This is a genomic window from Burkholderia sp. SRS-25 (genome assembly GCF_004343765.1).
Lineage (GTDB): Bacteria > Pseudomonadota > Gammaproteobacteria > Burkholderiales > Burkholderiaceae > Burkholderia > Burkholderia contaminans.
Genome location: NZ_PTXM01000026.1, coordinates 57,123 through 78,947, shown reverse-complemented (window position 1 = coordinate 78,947; position 21,825 = coordinate 57,123). Strand labels below are relative to the sequence as shown.

Annotated in this window: 23 protein-coding genes; 10 read left to right on the top strand and 13 right to left on the bottom strand. The window is 67.1% G+C overall.

The genetic code is table 11. The features are described from left to right. Positions 1 to 27: 27 nt before the first annotated feature. The 11 genes from C5O79_RS31940 to mpl form a co-directional block, all read right to left on the bottom strand. Positions 28 to 807: an SDR family oxidoreductase gene (locus tag C5O79_RS31940; RefSeq protein WP_122474493.1), complete on the bottom strand. Its 780-nt coding sequence runs from the start codon at positions 805 to 807 to the stop codon at positions 28 to 30. Beyond that, a complete protein-coding gene (locus tag C5O79_RS31935) occupies positions 807 to 1,484 on the bottom strand; it encodes a 2-dehydro-3-deoxy-6-phosphogalactonate aldolase (RefSeq protein ID WP_046546281.1) in 678 nt (225 codons plus the stop codon). The genes C5O79_RS31940 and C5O79_RS31935 overlap by 1 nt, the downstream gene beginning before the upstream one ends. 22 nt (positions 1,485 to 1,506) lie before the next feature. After that, positions 1,507 to 2,532 carry a 2-dehydro-3-deoxygalactonokinase gene (locus C5O79_RS31930; protein WP_046544903.1) on the bottom strand — a complete coding sequence of 342 codons (1,026 nt, stop codon included), beginning with the start codon at positions 2,530 to 2,532 and terminating at the stop codon, positions 1,507 to 1,509. After that, positions 2,529 to 3,428 carry an IclR family transcriptional regulator gene (locus C5O79_RS31925; RefSeq protein ID WP_011350890.1) on the bottom strand — a complete coding sequence of 300 codons (900 nt, stop codon included), beginning with the start codon at positions 3,426 to 3,428 and terminating at the stop codon, positions 2,529 to 2,531. The genes C5O79_RS31930 and C5O79_RS31925 overlap by 4 nt, the downstream gene beginning before the upstream one ends. A 349-nt stretch (positions 3,429 to 3,777) precedes the next feature. Further along, the gene (locus tag C5O79_RS31915) at positions 3,778 to 4,179 is read right to left on the bottom strand and encodes an EF-hand domain-containing protein (RefSeq protein ID WP_122473556.1); all 402 of its coding nucleotides are present in this window, start codon (positions 4,177 to 4,179) and stop codon (positions 3,778 to 3,780) included. 80 nt (positions 4,180 to 4,259) lie between these two features. Further along, positions 4,260 to 5,870, bottom strand: a complete 1,611-nt coding sequence (locus C5O79_RS31910) for a peptidase S10 (protein ID WP_039353019.1) — start codon at positions 5,868 to 5,870, stop codon at positions 4,260 to 4,262. 437 nt (positions 5,871 to 6,307) lie between these two features. Next, positions 6,308 to 7,045 carry a monofunctional biosynthetic peptidoglycan transglycosylase gene (mtgA, locus tag C5O79_RS31905; protein WP_046544900.1) on the bottom strand — a complete coding sequence of 246 codons (738 nt, stop codon included), beginning with the start codon at positions 7,043 to 7,045 and terminating at the stop codon, positions 6,308 to 6,310. Positions 7,046 to 7,059: 14 nt separating this feature from the next. Next, on the bottom strand, positions 7,060 to 7,926 hold the full coding sequence (gene aroE / locus C5O79_RS31900) for a shikimate dehydrogenase (protein WP_046544899.1): 867 nt from the start codon (positions 7,924 to 7,926) through the stop codon (positions 7,060 to 7,062). Continuing rightward, positions 7,923 to 10,010, bottom strand: coding sequence for an RNB domain-containing ribonuclease (locus C5O79_RS31895; protein WP_046544898.1), 2,088 nt, complete (start codon positions 10,008 to 10,010; stop codon positions 7,923 to 7,925). The genes aroE and C5O79_RS31895 overlap by 4 nt, the downstream gene beginning before the upstream one ends. 80 nt (positions 10,011 to 10,090) lie before the next feature. Then, positions 10,091 to 10,660: a YqiA/YcfP family alpha/beta fold hydrolase gene (locus tag C5O79_RS31890; RefSeq protein ID WP_046544897.1), complete on the bottom strand. Its 570-nt coding sequence runs from the start codon at positions 10,658 to 10,660 to the stop codon at positions 10,091 to 10,093. Continuing rightward, complete coding sequence (gene mpl / locus C5O79_RS31885) at positions 10,657 to 12,042, bottom strand: UDP-N-acetylmuramate:L-alanyl-gamma-D-glutamyl-meso-diaminopimelate ligase (RefSeq protein ID WP_046544896.1); 1,386 nt, start codon at positions 12,040 to 12,042, stop codon at positions 10,657 to 10,659. Before mpl ends, C5O79_RS31890 begins: the two co-directional genes overlap by 4 nt. Before the next feature lie 246 nt (positions 12,043 to 12,288). On the opposite strand from mpl, the gene C5O79_RS31880 reads away from it, so the two are divergent. From C5O79_RS31880 to C5O79_RS31835, 10 genes are all read left to right on the top strand, one after another. Continuing rightward, positions 12,289 to 12,933 (top strand): UDP-N-acetylmuramate--alanine ligase, encoded by a 645-nt coding sequence (locus C5O79_RS31880; protein ID WP_131932038.1) that lies wholly within the window; start codon positions 12,289 to 12,291, stop codon positions 12,931 to 12,933. 7 nt (positions 12,934 to 12,940) lie between these two features. Beyond that, entirely contained in the window at positions 12,941 to 13,492 is a 552-nt protein-coding gene (locus tag C5O79_RS31875) for a TlpA disulfide reductase family protein (RefSeq protein ID WP_046544895.1), read from the top strand. Between the two features lie 194 nt (positions 13,493 to 13,686). Then, complete coding sequence (aroQ, locus tag C5O79_RS31870; protein ID WP_039353039.1) at positions 13,687 to 14,139, top strand: type II 3-dehydroquinate dehydratase; 453 nt, start codon at positions 13,687 to 13,689, stop codon at positions 14,137 to 14,139. 66 nt (positions 14,140 to 14,205) lie between these two features. After that, entirely contained in the window at positions 14,206 to 14,679 is a 474-nt protein-coding gene (gene accB, locus C5O79_RS31865) for an acetyl-CoA carboxylase biotin carboxyl carrier protein (RefSeq protein WP_046544894.1), read from the top strand. A gap of 84 nt (positions 14,680 to 14,763) precedes the next feature. Then, the gene (accC, locus tag C5O79_RS31860; RefSeq protein WP_021161890.1) at positions 14,764 to 16,131 is read left to right on the top strand and encodes an acetyl-CoA carboxylase biotin carboxylase subunit; all 1,368 of its coding nucleotides are present in this window, start codon (positions 14,764 to 14,766) and stop codon (positions 16,129 to 16,131) included. A gap of 2 nt (positions 16,132 to 16,133) precedes the next feature. After that, positions 16,134 to 17,036, top strand: coding sequence for a 50S ribosomal protein L11 methyltransferase (prmA, locus tag C5O79_RS31855; RefSeq protein ID WP_039353046.1), 903 nt, complete (start codon positions 16,134 to 16,136; stop codon positions 17,034 to 17,036). A 45-nt stretch (positions 17,037 to 17,081) separates the two neighbouring features. Further along, a complete protein-coding gene (locus C5O79_RS31850; RefSeq protein ID WP_046544893.1) occupies positions 17,082 to 18,428 on the top strand; it encodes a zinc-ribbon and DUF3426 domain-containing protein in 1,347 nt (448 codons plus the stop codon). Between the two features lie 73 nt (positions 18,429 to 18,501). Continuing rightward, complete coding sequence (gene tpx, locus C5O79_RS31845; RefSeq protein ID WP_011350875.1) at positions 18,502 to 19,005, top strand: thiol peroxidase; 504 nt, start codon at positions 18,502 to 18,504, stop codon at positions 19,003 to 19,005. Positions 19,006 to 19,090: 85 nt separating this feature from the next. Continuing rightward, positions 19,091 to 20,029: a carbohydrate kinase family protein gene (locus C5O79_RS31840; protein WP_046544892.1), complete on the top strand. Its 939-nt coding sequence runs from the start codon at positions 19,091 to 19,093 to the stop codon at positions 20,027 to 20,029. A 19-nt stretch (positions 20,030 to 20,048) separates the two neighbouring features. Continuing rightward, the gene (locus tag C5O79_RS31835; RefSeq protein WP_021161893.1) at positions 20,049 to 20,522 is read left to right on the top strand and encodes a glycine zipper 2TM domain-containing protein; all 474 of its coding nucleotides are present in this window, start codon (positions 20,049 to 20,051) and stop codon (positions 20,520 to 20,522) included. A 227-nt stretch (positions 20,523 to 20,749) separates the two neighbouring features. On the opposite strand, the gene C5O79_RS31830 is transcribed toward C5O79_RS31835, so the two are convergent. Both C5O79_RS31830 and C5O79_RS31825 read right to left on the bottom strand, forming a co-directional pair. After that, positions 20,750 to 21,442, bottom strand: coding sequence for a histone H1-like DNA-binding protein (locus C5O79_RS31830; protein WP_046544891.1), 693 nt, complete (start codon positions 21,440 to 21,442; stop codon positions 20,750 to 20,752). 28 nt (positions 21,443 to 21,470) lie between these two features. Next, a complete protein-coding gene (locus tag C5O79_RS31825; RefSeq protein ID WP_081421176.1) occupies positions 21,471 to 21,797 on the bottom strand; it encodes a hypothetical protein in 327 nt (108 codons plus the stop codon). Positions 21,798 to 21,825: the final 28 nt, after the last annotated feature.

Below are 21,825 nucleotides of genomic sequence, written 5' to 3'. Positions count from 1 at the left end.
GCACGTGCGGTCTTTCGAATCGTTGCTTCAGTCGTGATACAGCGCCGCGCGCCCGCCATCGACGGTGATGCACGCGGCATTGATGAACGGCGCCTCGTCGGACGCGAGGAACACGGCCGTCATCGCGACTTCCTCCGGCCGGCCGATCCGCTTCATCGGCTGCAGCGCGAGCGTTTCGGCGCGCGCGGCAGCAGGGTCGGGTTGTGCGTCCCACCAGTCGCGCGTGAGCTGCGTCTCGATGTAGCCCGGCGCGATCGCGTTCACGCGCACGTTGCGCGCCGCGTATTCGATGCCGAGCGCGCGGGTGAGGCCCAGCACGCCGTGCTTCGCGACCGGGTACGGAAAGCAGCCCGGAATGATCCTGAACGCGTGCGTCGACGCGATGTTCACGATGCTGCCGCGGCCGCGTTCGACCATCCCCTCCAGTGCCGCGCGGCAACCGTGCCACACGCCGTCGAGGTCGACCGCGAAGCAGCGCCGCCAGTCGTCGTCGGTCATCGTCAGCGGATCGGCGAACACGTTGATGCCCGCGTTGTTCACGAGCACGTCGAGCGGCCCGAATGCCGCCTCGGTCTGCGCCAGTGCAGCACGCACCGACTCCTGCCGCGCGACATCCGCGTGCAGCGGCAGCACGCGCGCGCCGGCAGTCTCCTGCGCAATCCCGGCGGCCGTGCGCTGCGCCTGCGGAAAGTCGAGATCGACGAGCGCGACGGCCGCCCCCTCGCGAACGAACGCGCGAGCGATCGCGGCGCCGATGCCCCGGCCCGCGCCAGTCACCATCGCGACCTTGTCCGCGAGGCGGCTCATCATGCAGCTCCGCCGCGCGCCGCGCGCAAGCCGGCCTGGAACGCATGCGCGTTCGCCGCGGTCGCGTCGGCCGACTGGCCGGGGCGGTACAGCGCCGAGCCGAGCCCGAAACCGTTCGCGCCGGCATCGAGGAACGGCGCCATGTTGTCGGGCGAGATACCGCCGACCGGAATCAGCGGCACCGCGCGGTCGATCACCGCGCGCCACGCCTTCACGACAGGCACGCCGAGCTGCTCGGCCGGGAACATCTTCAGCACGTCGGCGCCGTTCGCGAGCGCCGCAAAGGCTTCGGTCGGCGTCGCCACGCCCGGCGCGCTCGCGAGGCCGCGCTCGCGTGCGCGGCGGATCACGGCCGCGTCGCTGTGCGGCATCACGATCAGCGCGCCGCCCGCATCCTGCACGCGATCGACATACTCGGCACGCAGCACGGTGCCCGCGCCGACGATCGCATCGTCGGGCAGCGCACGCCGCAGCGCGGCGATGCTGTCGAACGGATCGGGCGAGTTGAGCGGCACCTCGACGATCCGGAAGCCGGCTTCATAGAGCGCACGGCCGTGGTCGGCCGCTTCGGCGGACGTGATCCCGCGCATGATCGCGATCAGCGGGCACGCGTCGAACGCACGCATCAGCGCGGCGTGGGGCGCATACGGCGCGGGCAGGGTCAGGTCGGACGGCATCGAAAATTCCTCGTCGAACAATTCATTGGTCGGCACAGACGGGCTCGCCGTCTGCACGCACGAGCCCGGCGCGCGACGCGATCCGCCACAGGCCGCGGTCGGTCGCGTGTGCGACGACGCGGGCGTGCGGGTGGCCGAATTCCTGGAGCGCATCGGCGTAGCGCGCGCACAAGCTGTCGTCGCCGATCAGCAGCAGCGGCTGGTCCGCGAGTGCGATGCCGCGCTCCGCGAGCATCGCGTCGAGCGCGTTGAGCTCATGGCCGATCAGCAGCCCGGACAGGTAATCGCCCTGCGCATCGGGTGCGAGCCGGTCGGTCAGGCCGAGCGTGCGCGTGCTGAAGATCGTCGCGAGCAGCCCCGTGTGCTGCGCGCCGCGCGCGACCGAGACGCCGCGTACGAACGCCGCGCGATCGGGCGACGCACCGGCGCGCATCGTGCGGCCGAGGATCGTATGGTCGCGCAGCACCGCGAACAGCTCGCCCGTCATGAAGGTCTGGAAACGCTCGATCAGCCCGTCCCTCACCCATGCCCATTTCGCATGGGTGCCCGGCAAGCCGATCAGTACCCCTGAACGATCGGCGCCAAGCGTGGGATCGCTCGCAAGCGCACCGAATATCTGCGTTTCTTCACCGCGCATCACGTCGGGCAATTCGCCCGTGGCGATGACGCCCGGCACGATCGAGATCGTCGTGCCGCGCGACGTCGTCACCGTGATGAGGCCCTTGACGAGCGCATCGGCGCCGGCCGGCACCGCGACGTACGGCGCCTCGCGCCAGCCCTGCGCGCTGCCGACCATCCCGGCGGCGAGCACCGGCAGGCCCGGCGTGCGGTCGAGCCAGTCGCCGCACGCTTCCTCGAACACGGCGTCGAACGCGCGCGCGCCGCCGCCCGGCACATGCATCACGCCCGCCGCACGGCTGCGCGTGTCGATGAGCGCGCCGTGCGCGTCGTACAGATAAGCGCGCAGCGACGTCGTGCCCCAGTCGAGCGCGATCAGCGACGGTGTGGCGGTACTGGCATCCGGAACGGGCCGGGTCGAAGTCGTCATCGTTTGATCCTGCGGGTACCCTGCGGCGGGCTCCAGCCCAGTTCCGCGGAAATGGCTCGCGCTTCGCGCTGCACGAGCGGAATCAGTTCGTCCATCCGGTCGTGCGGCATGTACGGAATCGTGCTCGCGACCGACACGGCCGCGACGATCGCGCCCGATGCGTCGCGGATCGGCGCGGCCACGCAGCGGATCGACGCCTCGTTCTCCTCGAGATCGAACGTGTAGCCGCCGGCCGCGTAATGCGCCATGCGCTGCAGGAACGCGCTGGTCTCGGGCCGGTTGTCCGGCTTGAAATTGACGCCGGCAAGCGCCCGCCGGGCGGCCTCGAACAGCGAGCGCCACGTGTCGGGATCGGTGTCGAGCATCATCGCCTTGCCGATGCCGGTCGACGCGAGCGGCATCCGGTGGCCGACGCGCGAGCGCATCTCGAGGCCGCGCGTGCCGGGAATCTTGTCGATGTACAGCACGTCGTCGCCGTCGCGCACGCCGAGATGGATCGTGTCGAGCGTCGCTTCCGCGAGGGCTTCGAGGTGCGGGCGCGCCACCGCGGTGAGCGGCATCTGCTCGAGCGCGATCGTGCCGAGCTCGATCAGCTTCGGGCCGAGCAGGTAGCCGCCCTGCACCTGGCGCAGGTAGCGCGCCTGCACGAGGCTGCTGACGAGGCGGTGCGTCGTGCTGCGCGTCGTGCCGAGCGCGGCGCCGATCGCACGCATGTCGCGCGCGCCGTTCGCGATCGCTTCGAGGATCGCGAGACCGCGCAGCAACGTCTGCGTACCGGCCTGCTGTGCGGCGAGATCGAGCGGCGTACTGGTCGCGCCGATGCTGTCGGTCAGCGACGCATCGTCCGGCGTCGCACGCCGGGCGTCGAGGGCAAGGGTATCGGGCATCTTGGTCATGGGGCGGGCTTCTTCAACGGAATCGGTGAAGCCGTTCGCACGATGCCGAAACTGCGCGCGGCGTCGCGACGAGGCGGCGGTCGATGCACCGAGTAAAGCGCCCGGCGAACTTCATGGAAGGTGTCTCCGTGTGCGTCGGGCGCCGCGCGATGCGTGGGTCCGAAGCTGTCGATGTGCTTCGGATTGTAGGAGCGCACGCACTCGCCTCCAATATTTGAATGCGTTGCCCAGATAATGAGAATTCGGCGCGAATCCGCCATGTATTCGATGTAGCGGCGGCTTCATGTGCACGGGGGCGGAACCCGCCGTGCAGCAGGTTCCGCCCCCGTTTGTTCACCGCGCGCCGCGCTTACTGCTGGCTGCTCGTGCTGCGTGCCTGCATGTAGCGCTGGACGTCCGCGAACGACACGCGGCCGCTGCCGCCCGAGTCGATCTGCCGGAAGTGGTTCGCGACATAGCCGAGGCCGGCCGCGCGTGCCTGCGACTCCGTGATCGAACCCGTGTTCTGCGCGTCGGCCGCGCTGAACTGTCGCGCGAGCTTGCGCACCACCTGCGCATGCAGCGCGGCGCCCGTCGTCTGCGTGCCGGCGGTCGGCTTGCGCGCGGCCGGCGGTACATACGGATCGCCGAGCTGCGCCTGGCGAGCACGCACCGGTGCGGCGGCGTCGCTCGCCTGCGCGAACGCGGATACGGATGCTGCGGCGCCGACACAGGCGAGCGCCGCGGCAACGACGATGAAACGATTCTTCATATCAGGCTCCAGTCTGGAATGAGGTCGTCGACGGCAGGCGCGGCGCCACCGCGGGCGCGCGTCGCCTGCCTGGCGCAGCATCAGTGCGCGGCCGCGTTGTAGAAGGTCACGAGGTCGGCTTTCTCCTGCGGACGCGACGTATCGTCGAGATAGACCATGTGTCCGCCCTGATAGTCCTTGATCGTCAGGTTCGGTTGCGTCCCGAGCCGCGCGAGGTCGAGCTCGGTCTGGTAGAACGGCGTCGCGATGTCGTGATATCCGTTCAGCGACAACACCTTCAGTTGCGGATTCAGCGACAGCGCCGCGGCGAGATCGGGGATCGTGTCCGGCATCGCGAGGCCGTCGTGCGTCCAGTCCCACGTGTTGATCGCATTGCTGCTCACGGAGTAGGCCGACTGCGCGGTGTACTTCAGCTCGTTCGGCAGGTACTTGCCGATCGTGTCGGTGAACGGCTTCGTGATGAACGAGCTCGACGGATCGCCGTCGGCCGCCAGCGGGCTCGATACCGGCACGTTCACGCGCGCGTCGTAGCGGCCGATCAGCGTGCCCGGGATCAGCGACAGCTGGAAGCTGTTGTCGAAGAAGGTCGGGATCACGTTGAAGTCCGCATTCCACAGCGACTGCTTCACGCCGGTCGAATTCACCATCGTCGTGACGAGGGTCGGCGGCGGCGGCGTATGGCTCGCCAGGTACGCGTTCACGGCCGGCGCGTAGCTGCCGGCCGTCAGCAGGCGCATCTGGTCCGCATACTGCGGCAGGCTCGACGGGTTCGGGTTGTCGAGCTGGTAGTACGCGCCGACCGTGCCATACGACGGCACGAAACCCGCGCAACTCACCGGGCTCGACCCGTTGTTCGAGTTGCCGATGTAGTCGCTCGCCATGTCGCAGTTCACGTTGTAGTTCAGGATCGACGACTGCAGCACGATGCCGTCGAGCTTCACGCCGGCCGTCTCGAGCAGGTTCGCGAGCACGTCGGTGCGCGGCGTGCCGTACGATTCGCCGAACAAGTATTTCGGCGAGTCGTTGCGCTGGTTCACGGCGATGTAGCGCGTCACGAAATCGCGGAACGCGCCGCCATCCTGGTCGACGCCCCAGAACGTCTGGTTCGTGTTCGGCGCGATCGCTTCGGAGAAGCCGGTGCCGATCGCATCGACGAACACGAGGTCGGTCGTGTCGAGCAGGCTTTCCTGGTTGTCGACGAACGGGAACGTCGACGTGTTCGCGTTCGGGTCGCCCGTCTGGATCCGGCGCGGGCCGAACGAGCCGAGGTGCAGCCACACCGATGCCGAGCCGGGGCCGCCGTTGTACAGGAACGTGACGGGTCGCTTCGCCGCGGGCTGGTTGTCGGCCGTATAGGCGACATAGAAGAACGATGCTTCGGGCGCGCCGGTCTGCGGATTGCGCGCGACGAGGTGGCCGGCCGTGGCCGTGTAGCGGATCGTCTTGCCGTTGAGGGTGATCTGGTGATGCGTGACGGCAGCCTTTTCAACCGCGGCGGAGGCGTCGAGCGACGCGTTTGCGCTCGACGAATAACTGTTCGGATCGTTGTACGCCTTGTCCACCTGACTGGCGGGATCGGCTGAATTGTCGGCGCTGGCAGCAGTAGACGAAGTCACGTCGTCGTTGCAGGCCGTCAGAATCAGCGAAGAAAACACCACTCCCAACAACAGCTTCGCTTTGCTTGCTGGCATCGTTGCTTTCCTTCTCTCGGATGTTTTTTGTGTCGAGCAGCCGGATAAGCCACCCCCCGCCTCGATTGCGGCCGATAAGCCGAGGCGCTGGCCAATATACGCGAGCCCGTCAGCTTTGAAAAATTTTGAAATATTTGGCTGGCGACCGGTGCGGCGCACACCTTTCAGTAATGCTTCGGTTTGCGAAACGTTGCATTTCACGCACCTTTCACCAACTTTCGTGTTTATCCTGAAAGACTAAAAATTCCCGAATTTCGTGCCATATCGGGCAACAAAATCGCACGGCGTCCGGTATTGCTCAGCAAAACGAAATAGATGGATTCGTCTAAAGGATGTGGCACGAAATGCGTATGACACGCATGCGCTGCAGCGCACAAACGATCCGCGGGTGGCGCACGGGCGACGAAACCGTCAATTCGACGGCGCGAGCGCGCCGTTCATTGCGATTGCGGCAGCTCGGCCGCGCCCATCCGGCGGGCAATGACTGCCGCGCGCTGCGCCTGGTAGGCCGAGCCGCGGTGCGCGTCGAACCAGCGCGGCTTCGGCAGCATCACCGCGAGGCGTGCCGATTGCCACGCGCCGAGCCGGCTCGCGGGAATCCTGTAGTAATAGCGGGCGGCCGCTTCGGCGCCGTACACGCCGCGCCCCCACTCGACGGAATTCAGGTAGATCTCGAAGATCCGCTCCTTGTCGAGCACCGTCTCGAGCATCCACGTGATGATGAGCTCCTGCCCCTTGCGGATGTAGCTCTTCTCGCGCGACAGGAACAGGTTGCGCGCGAGCTGCTGCGTGATCGTCGAGCCGCCTGCGACGATCTTGCCGCGCGCCTTGTTCTTCTCCCACGCCTGCAGGATCGCGTCGACGTCGTAGCCGTTGTTGGTCGCGAACGTCGAATCCTCCGACGCGATCAGCGCGCGCTTCAGGTTGCGCGAGATCTGGTCGTACGGCACCCATTGATGCTGAATCTGCGCGGGCGGCTTGTCACGCGACAGCCACCACGCGTCGGTGCGCATGAACGCGGTCGAGCCCGGGTTCACGAACGACCACAGCGCGATCTGCGCGAGATAGAACAGCTGCGTCGCGAGCCACGCGCCCGCGAACACCGATCCCGCGTAGACGATCCAGCGGGTCGGGCTCACCGTCCGCGTGGGCTGCGTGCCGCTCACCGCCACCACGTGCCGCGCTCCGTTCAGCTTGCCGCAAGCGCCTGGCGCAGCGCGGCCAGCACCGGTGCGCCGTCCGGCCGCACGCCGCGCCAGATGAAGAACGATTCGGCCGCCTGCTCGACGAGCATCCCGAGGCCGTCGGCCGTGCGCGCGCCGAGCGACGCCGCATGCTGCATGAACACCGTCGGCTGCGCGCCATACATCATGTCGTACGCAAGCGTGCCCGCGCCGAATGCGGCCGCGTCGCACTCCGGCAGCGCGGCATCGAGGCTGCCGGCCGTCGCGTTGATCACCACGTCGTACGGCTCCGCGCGCACGACGTCCGGGCCGCCGCCCGCGAGCGTGCAGCCCGCGTCGTGCGCGGCCTGCATGAACTGGCCGACGAGCGCTTCGGCCTTGCTCGCGGTGCGATTCACGATCGTGATCGACAGCGGCGCGCGGTCGAGCAGCGGCAGTACGACACCGCGCGCCGCGCCACCCGCACCGAGCAGCAGGATGCGTGCGCCTGCCAGCGACACGCCGAGATTCGCTTCGATGTCGCGCACGAGGCCGACACCGTCGGTGTTGTCGCCGTGGATGCGGCCATCGGCGTCGATGCGCAGCGTATTCACGGCACCCGCCGCCGCGGCGCGCGGCGACAACGTGTCGGCGAGCGCATGCGCCTCGAGCTTGAACGGCACCGTCACGTTCGCACCGCGACCGCCTTCGGCGACGAATGCCCGCACGGCCGCGTCGAAACCGTCGACCGGCGCGAGCCGGTGCGTGTATTCGACCGGTTCGCCAGTTTGCGCGGCGAACTGCGCGTGGATGAACGGCGACTTGCTGTGCGCCACCGGGTTGCCGAACACCACATAGCGGTCGGCGCCGCTCGTCGACGCAACCGCGGTCATGATGCGCGCCCCTCGTCGCCGGCGTTGCCGTTCGCGGCTTCGCCGCCTTCGCCAGCTGCTGCGCCATCCGCTTCCGCCAGTGCTTCGGCTTCGGTTTCGGCCGTCGCGTCGTCGGCGTCGATCAGCGTGTCTTCGCCGCCTTCGGCGTCATCCTCTTCCTCGGCCGCGTCGCCGCTCGTCACGGTCGGTGCGTCGAGCACGTTCAGCAACCGCACCGACGCCTCGATCGTCAACTCGTCGAGCGACATCACGTCGAGCAGCACGCGCGTGCCGCGCGCATGCACGCCGAGCCCCGGCACGTGCAGCAGCAGCGGAATTTCCTCGAGGCGCACGAGATCGCCCTTCACGACGCTCGCGACGACGTGCTTCTTCTGCTCCTGCGCGAGCCAGCGCAGACACCAGAAATATTCCATCCGGCGCTGGTAGTCCGCGTAGGCCGTGTAGGTGTCGTCGAAGCCCTGCACGACTGCGTACAGATCGGCGTCCTTCGGCTTGAACGGCGCGGCGAGCTTCGCGGTAACGCCATGCTGCACGCACGCGAGCAGTTGCCACTGATTCACGAGGTCGACGTAGCGGCGCAGCGGCGACGTGCTCCACGCGTACTGCGCCACGCCGAGGCCTTCATGCGGCGCGGCCGTCGTCTGCATCCGCGTGCGCTTCGGGCCCGGCGCGCCGAAGCCGCGCTGCGAGCGGTAGATGCCCGGCACCGTGTGGTCGTGCAGGAACGCGCCCCAGGTCGAGTTCGCGAGGATCGCGAGCTCCGACACGATCAGGTCGAGCGGCGACCCGCGACGGCGCGGCGTGATCGACACGTGCTCGCCGTCGACGTAGAAGTTGTAGTCGGTGTTGCGCTGCACCTCGCGCTTCAGGCCATAGCCCGCACGCGCGACCTGGCGCTTCTCGAACAGCGCCTGCGCGAGCGGCCACAGCACGGCGATGTCGTCCTTGTGCGGATAGTCGCCGGTGCCGGCCGCGAGCGTCTCTTCGTTGACGAGTTCGTCGAGGTGGTTGTGTCGCAGGTTGCTCTTCACGAACACGAGCTCGGCGCGCGTCTCGTTCGCGACGATCTCCTGCGTTTCGCGGTTGACGATGATGTACAGCGACAGCGCCGGGCGGTAATCGCCCTCTTTCAGCGTGAACACGTCGACGACGTCGTCCGGCAGCATCGTGATCTTGTCGCCCGGCATGTAGACGGTCGACAGGCGCGTGCGCGCGATCGCGTCGACCGGGTCGCCGCGCACGATGCCGAGCGCCGGTGCGGCAATGTGCACGCCGATCCGCACGCGGCCGTCGGCCAGGTGCTCGACCGAGAACGCATCGTCGATTTCGGTCGTCGTGATGTCGTCGATAGAGAACGCCTGGACGTCCGCGCGCGGCAGGTCGTCCGGCAGCGCGCCGACCGTGACGGCCGGGAAGCCCGTGCCGTGCGGGAAGAATTCCGCGAGGAAGCGCGCCTCGTGCAGCGCGCGCGGCGACGCGATGCCGCCGCAGTCGAGCATCAGCCGCGCCGGCGACACGCCGCGCGCAGCAGCCGCCGCTTCCATTGCCTTGTATTCGATCGCGTTCTTGTCCGGCCGCGTCAGCAGCCCGAGCACCTTGCCCGCGAACGCCTCCGGCAGCTTGCCGGCCTTCAGTTCCTCTTCATACTGCACCTGGACGAGCGCCTGCTGGCGCTTGCGCTCGAGCGACGCGAGCGCCATCTTCAGTTGCTCTTCCGGCGCGCGCTGGTACTGGCCGCGCCCCTTGCGGCGGAAGTAGACGGGCGAGCCGTGCAGTCGCAACACCAGCGCGGCGCGCTCGACCGGGCCGTACGTCGCGCCGAAGTATTCCGCGGCCAGCGCCGTATACGCGAACTCGTCGGCCGGCGCGCATTCCCACAGGAAATCCAGATCGATCTGCTGCGCGGCCGTGTCGGCCTCCTGCATCAGTTCGCTTGCGGCCGGCTTGTCGAATTCGATCAGCACGTCTTTCGCGCGCACCTTCGCCCGCCGCCCGCCGGGCAACTCGACCTGAAACGCGTCGCCCTGGCGCGACAGCACGCTGCCCGCCTTGAAACTGCCCGATTCCTCGAAGAAAACGTTCACTCAGTACTCTCGTTCAGACTGCCGGGCGCCGCGTCGGCGGCGCCGCATGATGATGGGAATTCGATCGGCACGTGGCCGGTTTAAGACGTTTTTTCGTCGCAAAACGCGAGAACGTCGTCGACATAGTCGGCAAATTCGCTGATCCCGTGATCGCTGCCTTCGATCACGCGCGTTTTCGCGCCCGGGTAATGCGCGAGCATCTCGCGGTAATCGAGCACCTCGTCGCCGGTCGCCGCGAACAGATAGTAGCGTTCGGCACGCGTGATCGCCGGCACGCGCAGCGCATCGAGCTCCTGCAGGTGACGGCGCTCGACGACGATCGTGCCGCCGCCGTGGTACAGCGGCTGTTCGCCGAGATGCTGCTCCAGATCGCGCTGCGGCACGATGGCCGGATTCAGCAGCACGGCCTTCCAGCCGTGCTTTTCGGCCAGCCAAGTCGCGTAATAGCCGCCGAGCGAGCTGCCGATGACAGTCACGTCGCGCGCACCGGCCACCTCCGCTTCCGCGACCGCGATCGCTTCGAGCGGCGACACCGACAGCGACGGGCACCGCCACTCGTCGGTGCGGCCGAGTTCGGCCATGCGCGCGGCGAGTTGCCGCGACTTCTGCGATTCCGGCGACGACCGGAAACCGTGCAGGTACAGGATCACGGGCGGCTCCCGAGCGCATCGAGCAGCTTCTGGTGCACGCCGCCAAAGCCGCCGTTGCTCATCACGAGCACGTGGTCGCCCGGGCGCGCGGCCGCGACGACGGACTTCACCAGCAGGTGCAGATCGTCGAATGCGTGCGCCTTCTCGCCCAGCGGTGCCAGGGCCTCGGCCAGATTCCAGCCGAGCGCATCGCGCCCGGTCGGCGCGCCGTAGCCGAACACGAGATCGGCGTCGGCCAGGCTCGCCGGCAATTGCGACTTCATCACGCCGAGCTTCATCGTGTTCGAGCGCGGCTCGAGCACCGCGAGGATGCGGGCATTCTGACGGCCGATGCGTGCACGAAGGCCGGCGATCGTGGTGTCGATCGCGGTTGGATGGTGCGCGAAGTCGTCGTAGACGGTCACGCCGTCCACGCTGCCGCGCACTTCCATCCGGCGCTTCACGTTGCGGAACGACGCGAGGGATTCGGCCGCCTGCGCGGGCGGCACCCCGACATGGCGCGCGGCCGCGATCGCCGCGAGCGCGTTCATCCGGTTGTGATCGCCCTGCACTTGCCACGCGACTTCGCCGACGCGTTCCGCGTGCGAATACACCGCGAAGCGCTCGTCGACCGGCACGCCGTCCTCGGCCGGCAGCGCCTGCCAGCCGCCGTCGACGCCGAAGCGCTCGACCTCGCTCCAGCAGCCGCGCGCCAGCACGCGCTCGAGCGCATCCGAGCGGCCGTTCGTGACGATCCGGCCGACACCGGGCACGGTACGCACGAGATGGTGGAATTGCGTCTCGATCGCGGCGAGATCCGGGAAGATGTCGGCGTGATCGAATTCGAGGTTGTTCAGCACCGCAGTGCGCGGCCGATAGTGGACGAACTTCGAGCGCTTGTCGAAGAACGCCGTATCGTATTCGTCGGCCTCGATCACGAAGAAGCTCGAATCGGTGAGCCGCGCCGACACGCCGAAGTTCAGCGGCACGCCGCCGATCAGGAAGCCCGGATTCAGGCCCGAGTCTTCCAGCAGCCACGCGAGCATCGACGACGTGGTCGTCTTGCCGTGCGTGCCCGCGACCGCGAGCACCCATTTGCCGGCCAGCACATGCTCGCCGAGCCATTGCGGGCCCGACACGTACGGCAGGCCACGATCCAGGATCGCCTCCATCAGCGGATTGCCGCGCGTGACGACGTTGCCGATCACGAACAGGTCCGGTTTCAGGTCGATCTGCTCGGCGCCGTAGCCCTCGATCAGCGTGATGCCCTGCGCCTCGAGCTGCGTGCTCATCGGTGGATAGACGCCCGCGTCGCACCCCGTCACCGTGTGGCCCGCCTCGCGCGCGAGTACGGCGAGACCGCCCATGAAGGTGCCGCAGATGCCAAGAATGTGGATGTGCATAGATGAATGCTTTCGCGCCGCCGGGCGCCGTCGATTCGGAAAGGATGCGTGTGCGGCGCGGCGGACAGGCCGTGCGGCCGACGCCCGGCCAACGGCTTTTGCCGCGACACAAAGGACACTATTGTAACTGACGGCCTGCCGTGCCCGGCGGCCCGAACGCTGCGCGCGGACGTCGCCGGCACGCCGGGCGGCAGGCCGCCGCACCCGCGCTCGGGCCCTGCGACGATCGAGTATGATTGCCGGATCATGTCTCGTAAAACCCTTCTCGACCCGCGGCGCGTCCGCGAGGAAATCGCCCAGTCCGCCGCGCGCCTGATCGCGGAGGACGGCTTGGACTATGCCGGCGCAAAGCGCAAGGCCGCGCGCCAGTTGCTGGGCGATACGCGCGTTGCCGGCGAATGGCTGCCGGATAACGACCAGATCGAGGAAGAACTGCGCGAGTACCTCGCCCTGTTCCAGAGCGACACGCAGCCGGACGAACTGCGCCGCCTGCGCGAAATCGCGCTCGACTGGATGCGCCGGCTCGCCGAGTTCCATCCTTATGTGACGGGCGCCGTGCTGAACGGCACCGCGAACGCGCATTCGGATATCCATCTGCAGGCATTCACCGACAACCCGAAGGATGTCGCGATCTACCTGCTGAACCAGAACGTCCAGTACGACGTATCCGAGACGCGGCACTTCGCGGGTCGCGCTGACGTCGAGACGCTCAGTTTCCTGTGGCGCCCACGGCGCGACGTCGATGCGATCGGCATCCACCTCGCACTCTATGCGAGCGACGACCTGCGTGGCGCGGTGAAGGCCGACGCGCGCGGCCGGCTCGCCCGTGCGGATGCCGCCGCGCTGCGCGCGCTCGTCGAAGCAGGCAAGACCCCTTCCGAACCGGAATGATTCAACGATGATGATGAAACGCATGTTGGCACTCGCGGTGGTCGCGGCCGCCGCCGTTGCCGGCGGGCTCGCCGCCGGCCATTGGTTCCGCGGCACCGCCGATGACGGTGTCGCCGTCGCCGCACCCGCTGCACACGGCAGCCCGGTCGAACAGTTGTGGGCCGCATCGCTGACGGGCACCGACGGCAAGCCGGCCACGCTGTCCGCCTTCAAGGGCCAGAAGGTCGTCGTCAATTTCTGGGCGTCGTGGTGCGGCCCGTGCGTCGAGGAGATGCCGGAGCTCGTCGCGCTGTCACACCAGTACAAACAGAAGGGCATCCGTTTCATCGGGATCGGCGTCGATTCCGAACAGAATGTGAAGAACTTTCTGCAGAAGGTGAAGGTCGATTACCCGGTATTCGTCAGCGGATATGCCGGCGCCGATCTGGCCCGCAATTTCGGAAATACTGCCGGCGCGCTGCCGTTTACGGTCGTCATCGACGAAACCGGCAAGATTCGCGAGACAAAATTGGGACAAATCCAGCCGGCCGAGCTGAAAAAGACGCTCGACGCGCTGTAACCTGCCCGAACGGCGGCCCGCACGTTGGCGGCGACTTGCCCGTCGATCGCCGCAATTTCGCGTGAATTCGCCGATACTTTGAAGGCGCGCCGGTAATTCTTGCAAGTCGCGCGCGCTCGGCCGCTCGGCAAAACTAGACAAATTTCTCTAAATAGCGCTAAAGTTCGCGCAATTCCGCAGAAATAGAAGCGACCATGACACGATTGCTGGTGTTGCACGGCCCCAACCTGAACCTTCTCGGCACCCGGGAACCGGAGGTGTACGGCCGCGTCACGCTCGCACAGATCGATCAGGCGCTTGCCGCGCGCGCCCGGGAAGCCGGCGCCGAACTGTCGTCGTTCCAGAGCAACCATGAGGGCGCGCTGGTCGACCGCATCCAGGCCGCGCGGGAGGAACAGACCGATTTCATCCTGATCAATCCGGCCGCGTACACGCACACGAGCGTCGCGATCCGGGACGCGATCGCCGGCGTTGGCATCCCGTTCGTCGAGGTTCACTTGTCGAACGTGCATCGCCGCGAAGCGTTCAGGCACCACTCCTACTTTTCCGACCAGGCCGAAGGCGTGATCTGCGGGCTCGGCTGGAAAGGTTATCTGTACGCGCTCGAGCACGCGCTGGACAAGCTGCAAGGCACGTCGCGCGGCTGATTTCGCGATCTAGATTCAGCGCCGGCCCCTAACCGGCGCTTTCACGTATTGAAAGGGGAATTCCCGATGGATCTTCGTAAGCTGAAAACTCTGATCGACCTCGTTTCCGAATCCGGCATCTCCGAGCTGGAAGTGACGGAAGGCGAAGGCAAGGTGCGCATCGTCAAGAACGCACCGCCGGTCTACGTGCAGCCGACGGCTGGGTATGCCCCGCAAGTCAGCGCGCCCGCTCCGTCGGCCGCGCTGCCGACCGAAGGCGCTGCCGCGCCGGCCGCAGGCGGCGCCGCCGCTCCGGCTGTCCCGCAGGGCCACGTCGTGACGTCGCCGATGGTCGGCACGTTCTATCGCGCTCCGTCGCCGGGCGCGGACCCGTTCGTCCAGGTGGGCGACACGGTCAAGGAAGGCCAGACGATCTGCATCATCGAAGCGATGAAGCTGCTCAACGAGATCGAGTCGGACAAGGCCGGCGTGATCAAGGAAATCCTCGTCGAGAACGGCCAGGCCGTCGAATACGGCCAGCCGCTTTTCGTGATCGGCTAAGTCCGCCGCGCGGCCTGCGGGCCGCGCGCCGCCGATGCCCGCCAGGCGCCGTTCGCGCGCCCCTCGAAGAGACGAATACTCGCTATGTTTGAAAAAATCCTCATTGCCAACCGCGGTGAAATCGCGCTGCGCATCCAGCGTGCGTGCCGTGAGCTCGGCGTCAAGACGGTGGTCGTCTACTCGGAAGCCGACAAGGAAGCCAAGTACGTGCGCCTCGCGGACGAAGCCGTCTGTATCGGCCCGGCCCCGTCGAACCTGAGCTACCTGAACATGCCGGCGCTGATCAGCGCCGCGGAAGTCACCGATGCCGAGGCGATCCACCCCGGCTACGGCTTCCTGTCGGAGAACGCCGACTTCGCGGAACGTGTCGAGCAGTCGGGCTTCACGTTCATCGGGCCGCGCCCGGAAACGATCCGCATGATGGGTGACAAGGTCACCGCGAAGCAGACGATGATCAAGACCGGCGTGCCGTGCGTGCCGGGCTCGGAAGGCGCGCTGCCGGACGATCCGAAGGAGATCGTCAAGATTGCGCGCGCGATCGGCTATCCGGTCATCATCAAGGCGGCAGGTGGCGGTGGCGGGCGCGGGATGCGCGTCGTGCACACCGAGGCTGCGCTCGTCAACGCGGTCAACATGACCCGCGAGGAAGCCGGCCGCGCGTTCGGCAACCCGCAGGTGTACATGGAGAAGTTCCTCGAGAACCCGCGCCACATCGAGATCCAGGTGCTGTCCGACGCGTACAAGAACGCGATCTGGCTCGGCGAGCGCGATTGCTCGATGCAGCGCCGCCACCAGAAGGTAATCGAGGAAGCACCGGCACCCGGCATTCCGCGCCGCCTGATCGACCGCATCGGCGACCGCTGCGCCGACGCATGCAAGAAGATGGGCTATCTCGGTGCGGGCACGTTCGAATTCCTGTACGAAAACGGCGAGTTCTACTTCATCGAGATGAACACGCGCGTGCAGGTCGAGCACCCGGTATCGGAGCTGATCACGGGCGTCGACATCGTGCAGGAACAGATCCGCATCGCGGCCGGCGAGAAGCTCACGCTGCGCCAGCGCGACATCCAGTTCCGCGGACATGCGATCGAATGCCGGATCAACGCTGAAGATCCGTTCAAGTTCACGCCGTCGCCGGGCCGGATCACGTCGTGGCATACGCCGGGCGGCCCCGGCGTGCGCGTCGATTCGCATGCCTACAATGGCTATTTCGTGCCGCCGAACTATGATTCGATGATCGGCAAGCTGATCACCTACGGCGCGACCCGCGAGCAGGCGATCAGCCGGATGCGCATCGCGCTGTCGGAAATGGTCGTCGAAGGCATCCAGACCAACATCCCGCTGCACCGCGAGCTGATGATCGATTCGAAGTTCGTCGAAGGCGGCACCAGCATCCACTATCTCGAAAACCGGCTCGCCCAGAAGCAGCAGGTCGCACCGGAAGAAGCGTAAGCATGAGCTATCGCGAACTCGTCGTCGAACTGGCCCGTGAGCATGCGGAGGCGCTGTCCGACGCGCTGCTCGAACTCGGCGCGCTGTCGGTGTCGGTCGAAGATGCCGACGCCGACACGCCCGACGAACAGCCGCTCTTCGGCGAGCCGGGCCTCGTGCCCGACCGCACCGCGTGGCAGCACTCGCGCGTGGTCGCGCTGCTCGCGGCCGACCATGAGCCGGCCGTGCTGCTCGCGGCCGCCGCGAACGAGATCGGCGTCGCCGAGACACCGGCGTTCACAGTCCGCGAAGTCGAGGAACAGGACTGGGTGCGACTCACGCAATCGCAGTTCGAGCCGATCCCGATCGGCGAGCGGATCTGGGTCGTGCCGTCGTGGCACGATGCACCCGATCCCGACGCGCTCATCCTCGAACTCGATCCGGGCCTCGCATTCGGCACCGGCAGCCACCCGACCACGCGCCTGTGCATGGAATGGCTCGAGCAGTCGGTGAAGCCGGGCCAGTCGGTGCTCGACTACGGCTGTGGCTCCGGCATTCTCGCGATCCTCGCGAAGAAATGCGGGGCGAACCCCGTCATCGGCATCGACATCGATCCGCAAGCGGTCGAATCGGCGCGGCAGAACAGCGAACGCAACCATGCGGAAGTCACGTATGGGCTGCCCGATGCATGCCCGGACGGCGAATTCGACATCGTCGTCGCGAACATCCTGTCGAATCCGCTGAAGCTGATGGCGTCGATGCTCGCATCGAAGGTCAAGCCGGGCGGGCGCATCGCGCTGTCGGGCGTGCTCGCGCGCCAGGCGGACGAAGTGGCGGCCGTCTACGCACGCTACGTCGACATCTCGGTCTGGCGTGAGCACGAAGGTTGGGTATGCCTCGCCGGAACCCGACGCGAAAGCCATTAGAATAGCGCTGTCCTTCACTCTGGCCAGCAGGCCGCCCGGCTCGACATGCTTCTTGCGACGCGCTGCCCTCATTGCGAAACCGTCTTCCGGCTGCAGCAGGAACAGCTCTCGCTGCATCAAGGGCTCGTGCGCTGCGGGCATTGCCACGAAGTCTTCAACGCATCCGAGTCGCTCGCTCCCGAGCACGCGCAGCAGCCCGAGCCGGCCCTGACCGAACCGGCTGCCGCGCCGGATGGCGGTGATGCGCCTCTTCCGGCCCCGCCTCGGCTGTTCGCTGCCGAAGCGCCGGCCGGGTCACCTTCCGACACCGATTACAAGCCGGAAGGCTGGGACATGTGGGCGCCGTGGCTCGATGCCGGCGTCGACCCGTCGCTGCAGCACAGCGTGCGGACCGTGCGCACCGAGCCGCTGATCCCGCTCGCCCTTCCGTCGACCGAAGCCGGCGTCGTTCACCTGTCGGGTACGCCCGCACCGTTCGCGCCCTCGCCCGCCGAACTGGACGCCTCCGCTGCCGTCGAACAACCGGCCGAATCGCTGCAGACGCAAACGCAAACGCCGCAGGATACCGAACCATCGGCCGCGCCCGTCGAACGCGACCCGCGTGAGCCCCGCTTCGTCGCCCATCTTCCGTCGGACGCAGAGACCGCTCCCGATGCCGCCGAACCCTTCGGTACCGCACACTTCGCCGTGCCGGACGACGAACGCGCGCCGCGCGAACCGCGCTTTGCGTTCGCGCCTGCGCCAGCCGTCACCGAAGCCGGATCCGAGCCCAACACCGCTGAAACCGCCCGGCACGACGAGACGCCCGCCGCAGCGCCCCACGCGCCGGCCGCCCCCTTCCCCGCCGCGCTGACCGACGACGATCGTCCGCATTTCGCCGTCACGCGCGAGACGCGCGCGCCGCAGCGACGCGGCATGCTCGGCGGCTTTTTCGGCGGCCTCGTCGCGGCCGTGCTCGCCGTGCTGCTCGTCGGGCAACTCGCATGGTGGCAACGCGAAACGCTGATGATCTACTGGCCCGTCACGCAGGGCTGGTTCCGGCAGGGCTGCGCGCCGCTCGGCTGCAAGGTCGCGCCGCCGCGCGCGATCGACGGCCTGCGGCTCGACGCAACCGACCTGCGCCAGCTCGACGGCCCACGCGAGCTCGAGCTGAAGGTGCCATTGACGAACCGCTATCGTGTCGCGCTCGCCTACCCGTCGCTCGAGTTGACGCTGCTCGACGACACCAACCACGTGACCGCGCGCCGCGTACTCGCGCCGCGCGACTACGTGCGCCCGGGCACGCCGATCGACGCCGGGCTGCCGCCCGGCACGACACAGACGATGGTCGTCCGTGTCGACACGAACGGCACGCCCGCCTCGAATTTCCGCGTCCAGATTTTCTATCCGTGACGCGCCGCGGCGCGCGCCTGCGCGCCCGTCTCAACCCGCGCGCCCGAGCGGCGCGCTATTTCGGAGCACGAACATGAGCAAAGTTACGCTGGGTGGCAACCCGATCGATCTCGCCGGCACGTTCCCGGCCGTCGGCGCACAAGGCGCCGATTTCAAGCTGGTGGGCAAGGACCTCGCCGACCTGTCGCTCGCCAGCTTCGCCGGCAAGCGCAAGGTGCTGAACATCGTCCCGAGCCTCGACACGCCGACCTGCGCGACGTCGACCCGCAAGTTCAACGAAGCCGCATCGTCGCTCGACAACACGGTCGTCGTCGTCGTGTCCGCCGACCTGCCGTTCGCTGCTACGCGCTTCTGCACGACCGAAGGCCTCGAGAACGTCGTGACGGCTTCGACGTTCCGCACCGGCCGCGCGTTCGCGAACGCGTACGGCGTCGACGTGACGAGCGGCCCGCTGAACGGCCTGACCGCACGTGCGGTCGTCGTGCTCGACGCGCAGGACAAGGTGATCCACGCGGAACTCGTCGGCGAAATCAAGGACGAGCCGAACTACGATGCAGCGCTTGCCGCACTGAAGTAAGCTTTCTTTCGCTTTCCCCTGCCGCGCCGCGCCTTTCGCGCGGCGTTGTCGCGCAGGGCTCCTCATTTCTACAGGAACGCACACCTTGGCTACGTTGATTTGCGGCTCGATCGCCTACGATTCCATCATGACTTTCGAGGGGCGGTTCCGCGAGCACATCCTGCCCGACCAGGTGCACCTCATCAACCTGAGCTTCCTGGTGCCCACGATGCGCCGCGAATTCGGCGGCTGCGCGGGCAACATCGCGTACGCGCTGCACCTGCTCGGCGGCGATGCGCGCATCATGGGGACGATAGGCGCGCTCGACGCGCAGCCGTATCTCGACCGGCTCGACCAGCTCAGCCTGCGCCGCGATCACGTTCGCGTGCTGCCCGACACGTATACGGCGCAGGCGATGATCACGACCGATCTCGACAACAACCAGATCACGGCGTTCCACCCGGGCGCGATGATGCAGTCGCACCTGAACCACGCGGGCGACGCGCCGGGCATCAAGCTCGCGATCGTCGGCCCCGACGGCTTCGACGGGATGGTGCAGCACGTGGAAGAACTCGCCAAGGCCGGCGTGCCGTTCGTGTTCGATCCGGGCCAGGGCCTGCCGCTGTTCGACGGTGCGACGCTGCGCCGCAGCATTGAACTTGCGACCTATGTAGCGGTCAACGACTACGAGGCCAAGCTGGTGAGCGACAAGACGGGATGGTCCGAAGATGAAATCGCCAGCCGGGTCGACGCCCTCGTGATTACGCGCGGCGAGCACGGCGCGACCATCCGCCACAAGCAGGGCACGGAGCAGATTCCTGTCGTGCCGGCCGAGCGGATCTCCGATCCGACCGGCTGCGGCGATGCCTTCCGGGGTGGCTTGCTGTACGGCATCGAGCATGGCCTCGACTGGGCAACCACGGGCCGCCTCGCGAGCCTGATGGGCTCGATCAAGATCGCCCACCAGGGGCCCCAGACTTACGTACTGACGCGCGCCGAAATCGACGCACGCTTCGAGACTGCATTCGGTTACAGTCTCAAATGAATTTTGTGGGAGAGCAAAGATGTTGACGAAAAAGACCCTCACGCTCGCGGCCATGCTGACGGCCTCGCTGACGCTCACCGGCTGCTTCACCGCACCCGGTTCGGCGGATGTCTATAGCGTCGGCCAGGCGCAGCGCGAACAAACGGTTCGCATGGGCACGGTCGAAAGCGTCCGCGCGGTGCGTATCCAGTCCGACGGCGGCGGCAGCGCGATCGGCACGCTCGGCGGCGGCGCACTCGGCGCAGTAGCTGGCAGCGCAATCGGCGGCGGCAAGGGGTCGATCCTGACCGCGATCGCCGGCGGCCTCGTCGGCGCAGTCGCGGGCAACGCGGTCGGCGAAAACCTCAGCACGGCGAACGGTGTCGAAATCACCGTGCGCCTCGACAACGGCGATCTGCGCTCGATCACGCAAGCGGCAAGCGGCGAAGCGTTCCGCGCCGGCGAGCGCGTGCGACTGCTGTCGAGCGGCGGCGTCACGCGCGTCACGCACTAACAGGTACCTCAGCACGCGGCGCAAGCCGCGGTCGAACGCATGTGCGAAGTTGCACATGCGTTTTTTTTCGTCCGTACTCGCCGCAGCCGACATACGGGCACCCGGCACATCGGCAAGAACGGACGAAAAAAATCCCGCCACCTGAGCCAGATGGCGGGACTGATTGAGTAGCGCTACTCAACCCACGGACACCGCGTGAGTGTCCGGGTGGTGCAGGTCAGCCTCGATTACGGACGGCTGCCGGTCGGGAACGGCCATGCTGCTGCCGGGTTGAGCGCGGTCTTCACGCCCGATGCCGGCGCAACCGATGCGGTCGACGCGGTCGTTGCCGGCGCAGCTTTCTTCACGACGGCCTTCTTCGGAGCAGCAGCCTTCTTCGGAGCCGCGGCCTTCTTCGCCGGAGCCGGAGCAGCCGGAGCAGCAGCGGCAGCCTTCTTCGCAGCAGGCGCAGCCTTCTTCGCGGCAGCCTTCTTCGCAGGCGCAGCCTTCTTCGCAGCAGCCTTCTTCGCAGGCGCGGCCTTCTTCGCAGCAGCCTTCTTCGCAGGCGCGGCCTTCTTCGCAGCAGCCTTCTTGGCCGGTGCGGCCTTCTTCGCAGCAACCTTCTTCACTGCGACTTTCTTGGCTGCAACCTTCTTCGCTGCGGCCTTCTTAGCCGGTGCAGCCTTCTTCGCGGCAACCTTCTTCACTGCGACCTTCTTGGCAGCAACCTTCTTCGTTGCGACCTTCTTCGCAGCAACCTTCTTCACTGCTGCCTTCTTTGCCGGCGCTGCCTTCTTCGCGGCAACCTTCTTCACCGCGACCTTCTTGGCAGCCACCTTCTTCACTGCAGCGGCCTTCTTCGCCGGAGCAGCAGCCTTCTTCGCAGCGACCTTCTTCACTGCGGCCTTCTTTGCAGCCGGTTTCTTCTTGGCAAGTGCCATGTTGTTCTCCTTCAGGTTCAGATGAGAGTCAGTTCAAACTACACCCTTCGTCAAAACCCGCTTCCCGCGGACGCTGTTCAGCACGTGCGCTTCGAAGCGGGCTATTCATCGGCGTACGCGGATACCACGCGCTTACGCTAATGAATACGGTATGGCGCGCGTGGCCACCCGGCCTCGCGCGCCAAATCAAGTCGGTAGCCGGCGCACCTCGCGCCGCTACCCCTAATCGCTTGATCAAGCGGACCGCCACACGGCCGTCCGCTTTTTCCGGAGGGAAGTTTGCCCATCCCACTGAAGGGTTCGCAAAGTGCCTGTCGTGTCGTCGTGCCGTTAAGGCACCGGGCATGCTTTGCATCAGGCGTTCTTGCTCCTAAACCTTGAGC

Excerpts from the sequence above, each read along its gene's own strand:
- C5O79_RS31925 (WP_011350890.1), bottom strand. The coding sequence starts at position 3,428 with ATGACCAAGATGCCCGATACCCTTGCCCTCGACGCCCGGCGTGCGACG.
- C5O79_RS31910 (WP_039353019.1), bottom strand. The coding sequence starts at position 5,870 with ATGCCAGCAAGCAAAGCGAAGCTGTTGTTGGGAGTGGTGTTTTCTTCG.
- mpl (WP_046544896.1), bottom strand. The coding sequence starts at position 12,042 with ATGCACATCCACATTCTTGGCATCTGCGGCACCTTCATGGGCGGTCTC.
- C5O79_RS31940 (WP_122474493.1), bottom strand. The coding sequence starts at position 807 with ATGAGCCGCCTCGCGGACAAGGTCGCGATGGTGACTGGCGCGGGCCGG.
- tpx (WP_011350875.1), top strand. The coding sequence starts at position 18,502 with ATGAGCAAAGTTACGCTGGGTGGCAACCCGATCGATCTCGCCGGCACG.
- C5O79_RS31930 (WP_046544903.1), bottom strand. The coding sequence starts at position 2,532 with ATGACGACTTCGACCCGGCCCGTTCCGGATGCCAGTACCGCCACACCG.
- C5O79_RS31835 (WP_021161893.1), top strand. The coding sequence starts at position 20,049 with ATGTTGACGAAAAAGACCCTCACGCTCGCGGCCATGCTGACGGCCTCG.
- C5O79_RS31825 (WP_081421176.1), bottom strand. The coding sequence starts at position 21,797 with ATGCAAAGCATGCCCGGTGCCTTAACGGCACGACGACACGACAGGCAC.
- accC (WP_021161890.1), top strand. The coding sequence starts at position 14,764 with ATGTTTGAAAAAATCCTCATTGCCAACCGCGGTGAAATCGCGCTGCGC.
- C5O79_RS31850 (WP_046544893.1), top strand. The coding sequence starts at position 17,082 with ATGCTTCTTGCGACGCGCTGCCCTCATTGCGAAACCGTCTTCCGGCTG.
- prmA (WP_039353046.1), top strand. The coding sequence starts at position 16,134 with ATGAGCTATCGCGAACTCGTCGTCGAACTGGCCCGTGAGCATGCGGAG.
- C5O79_RS31830 (WP_046544891.1), bottom strand. The coding sequence starts at position 21,442 with ATGGCACTTGCCAAGAAGAAACCGGCTGCAAAGAAGGCCGCAGTGAAG.
- C5O79_RS31880 (WP_131932038.1), top strand. The coding sequence starts at position 12,289 with ATGTCTCGTAAAACCCTTCTCGACCCGCGGCGCGTCCGCGAGGAAATC.
- C5O79_RS31915 (WP_122473556.1), bottom strand. The coding sequence starts at position 4,179 with ATGAAGAATCGTTTCATCGTCGTTGCCGCGGCGCTCGCCTGTGTCGGC.
- aroE (WP_046544899.1), bottom strand. The coding sequence starts at position 7,926 with ATGACCGCGGTTGCGTCGACGAGCGGCGCCGACCGCTATGTGGTGTTC.
- aroQ (WP_039353039.1), top strand. The coding sequence starts at position 13,687 with ATGACACGATTGCTGGTGTTGCACGGCCCCAACCTGAACCTTCTCGGC.
- C5O79_RS31935 (WP_046546281.1), bottom strand. The coding sequence starts at position 1,484 with ATGCCGTCCGACCTGACCCTGCCCGCGCCGTATGCGCCCCACGCCGCG.
- accB (WP_046544894.1), top strand. The coding sequence starts at position 14,206 with ATGGATCTTCGTAAGCTGAAAACTCTGATCGACCTCGTTTCCGAATCC.
- C5O79_RS31875 (WP_046544895.1), top strand. The coding sequence starts at position 12,941 with ATGATGATGAAACGCATGTTGGCACTCGCGGTGGTCGCGGCCGCCGCC.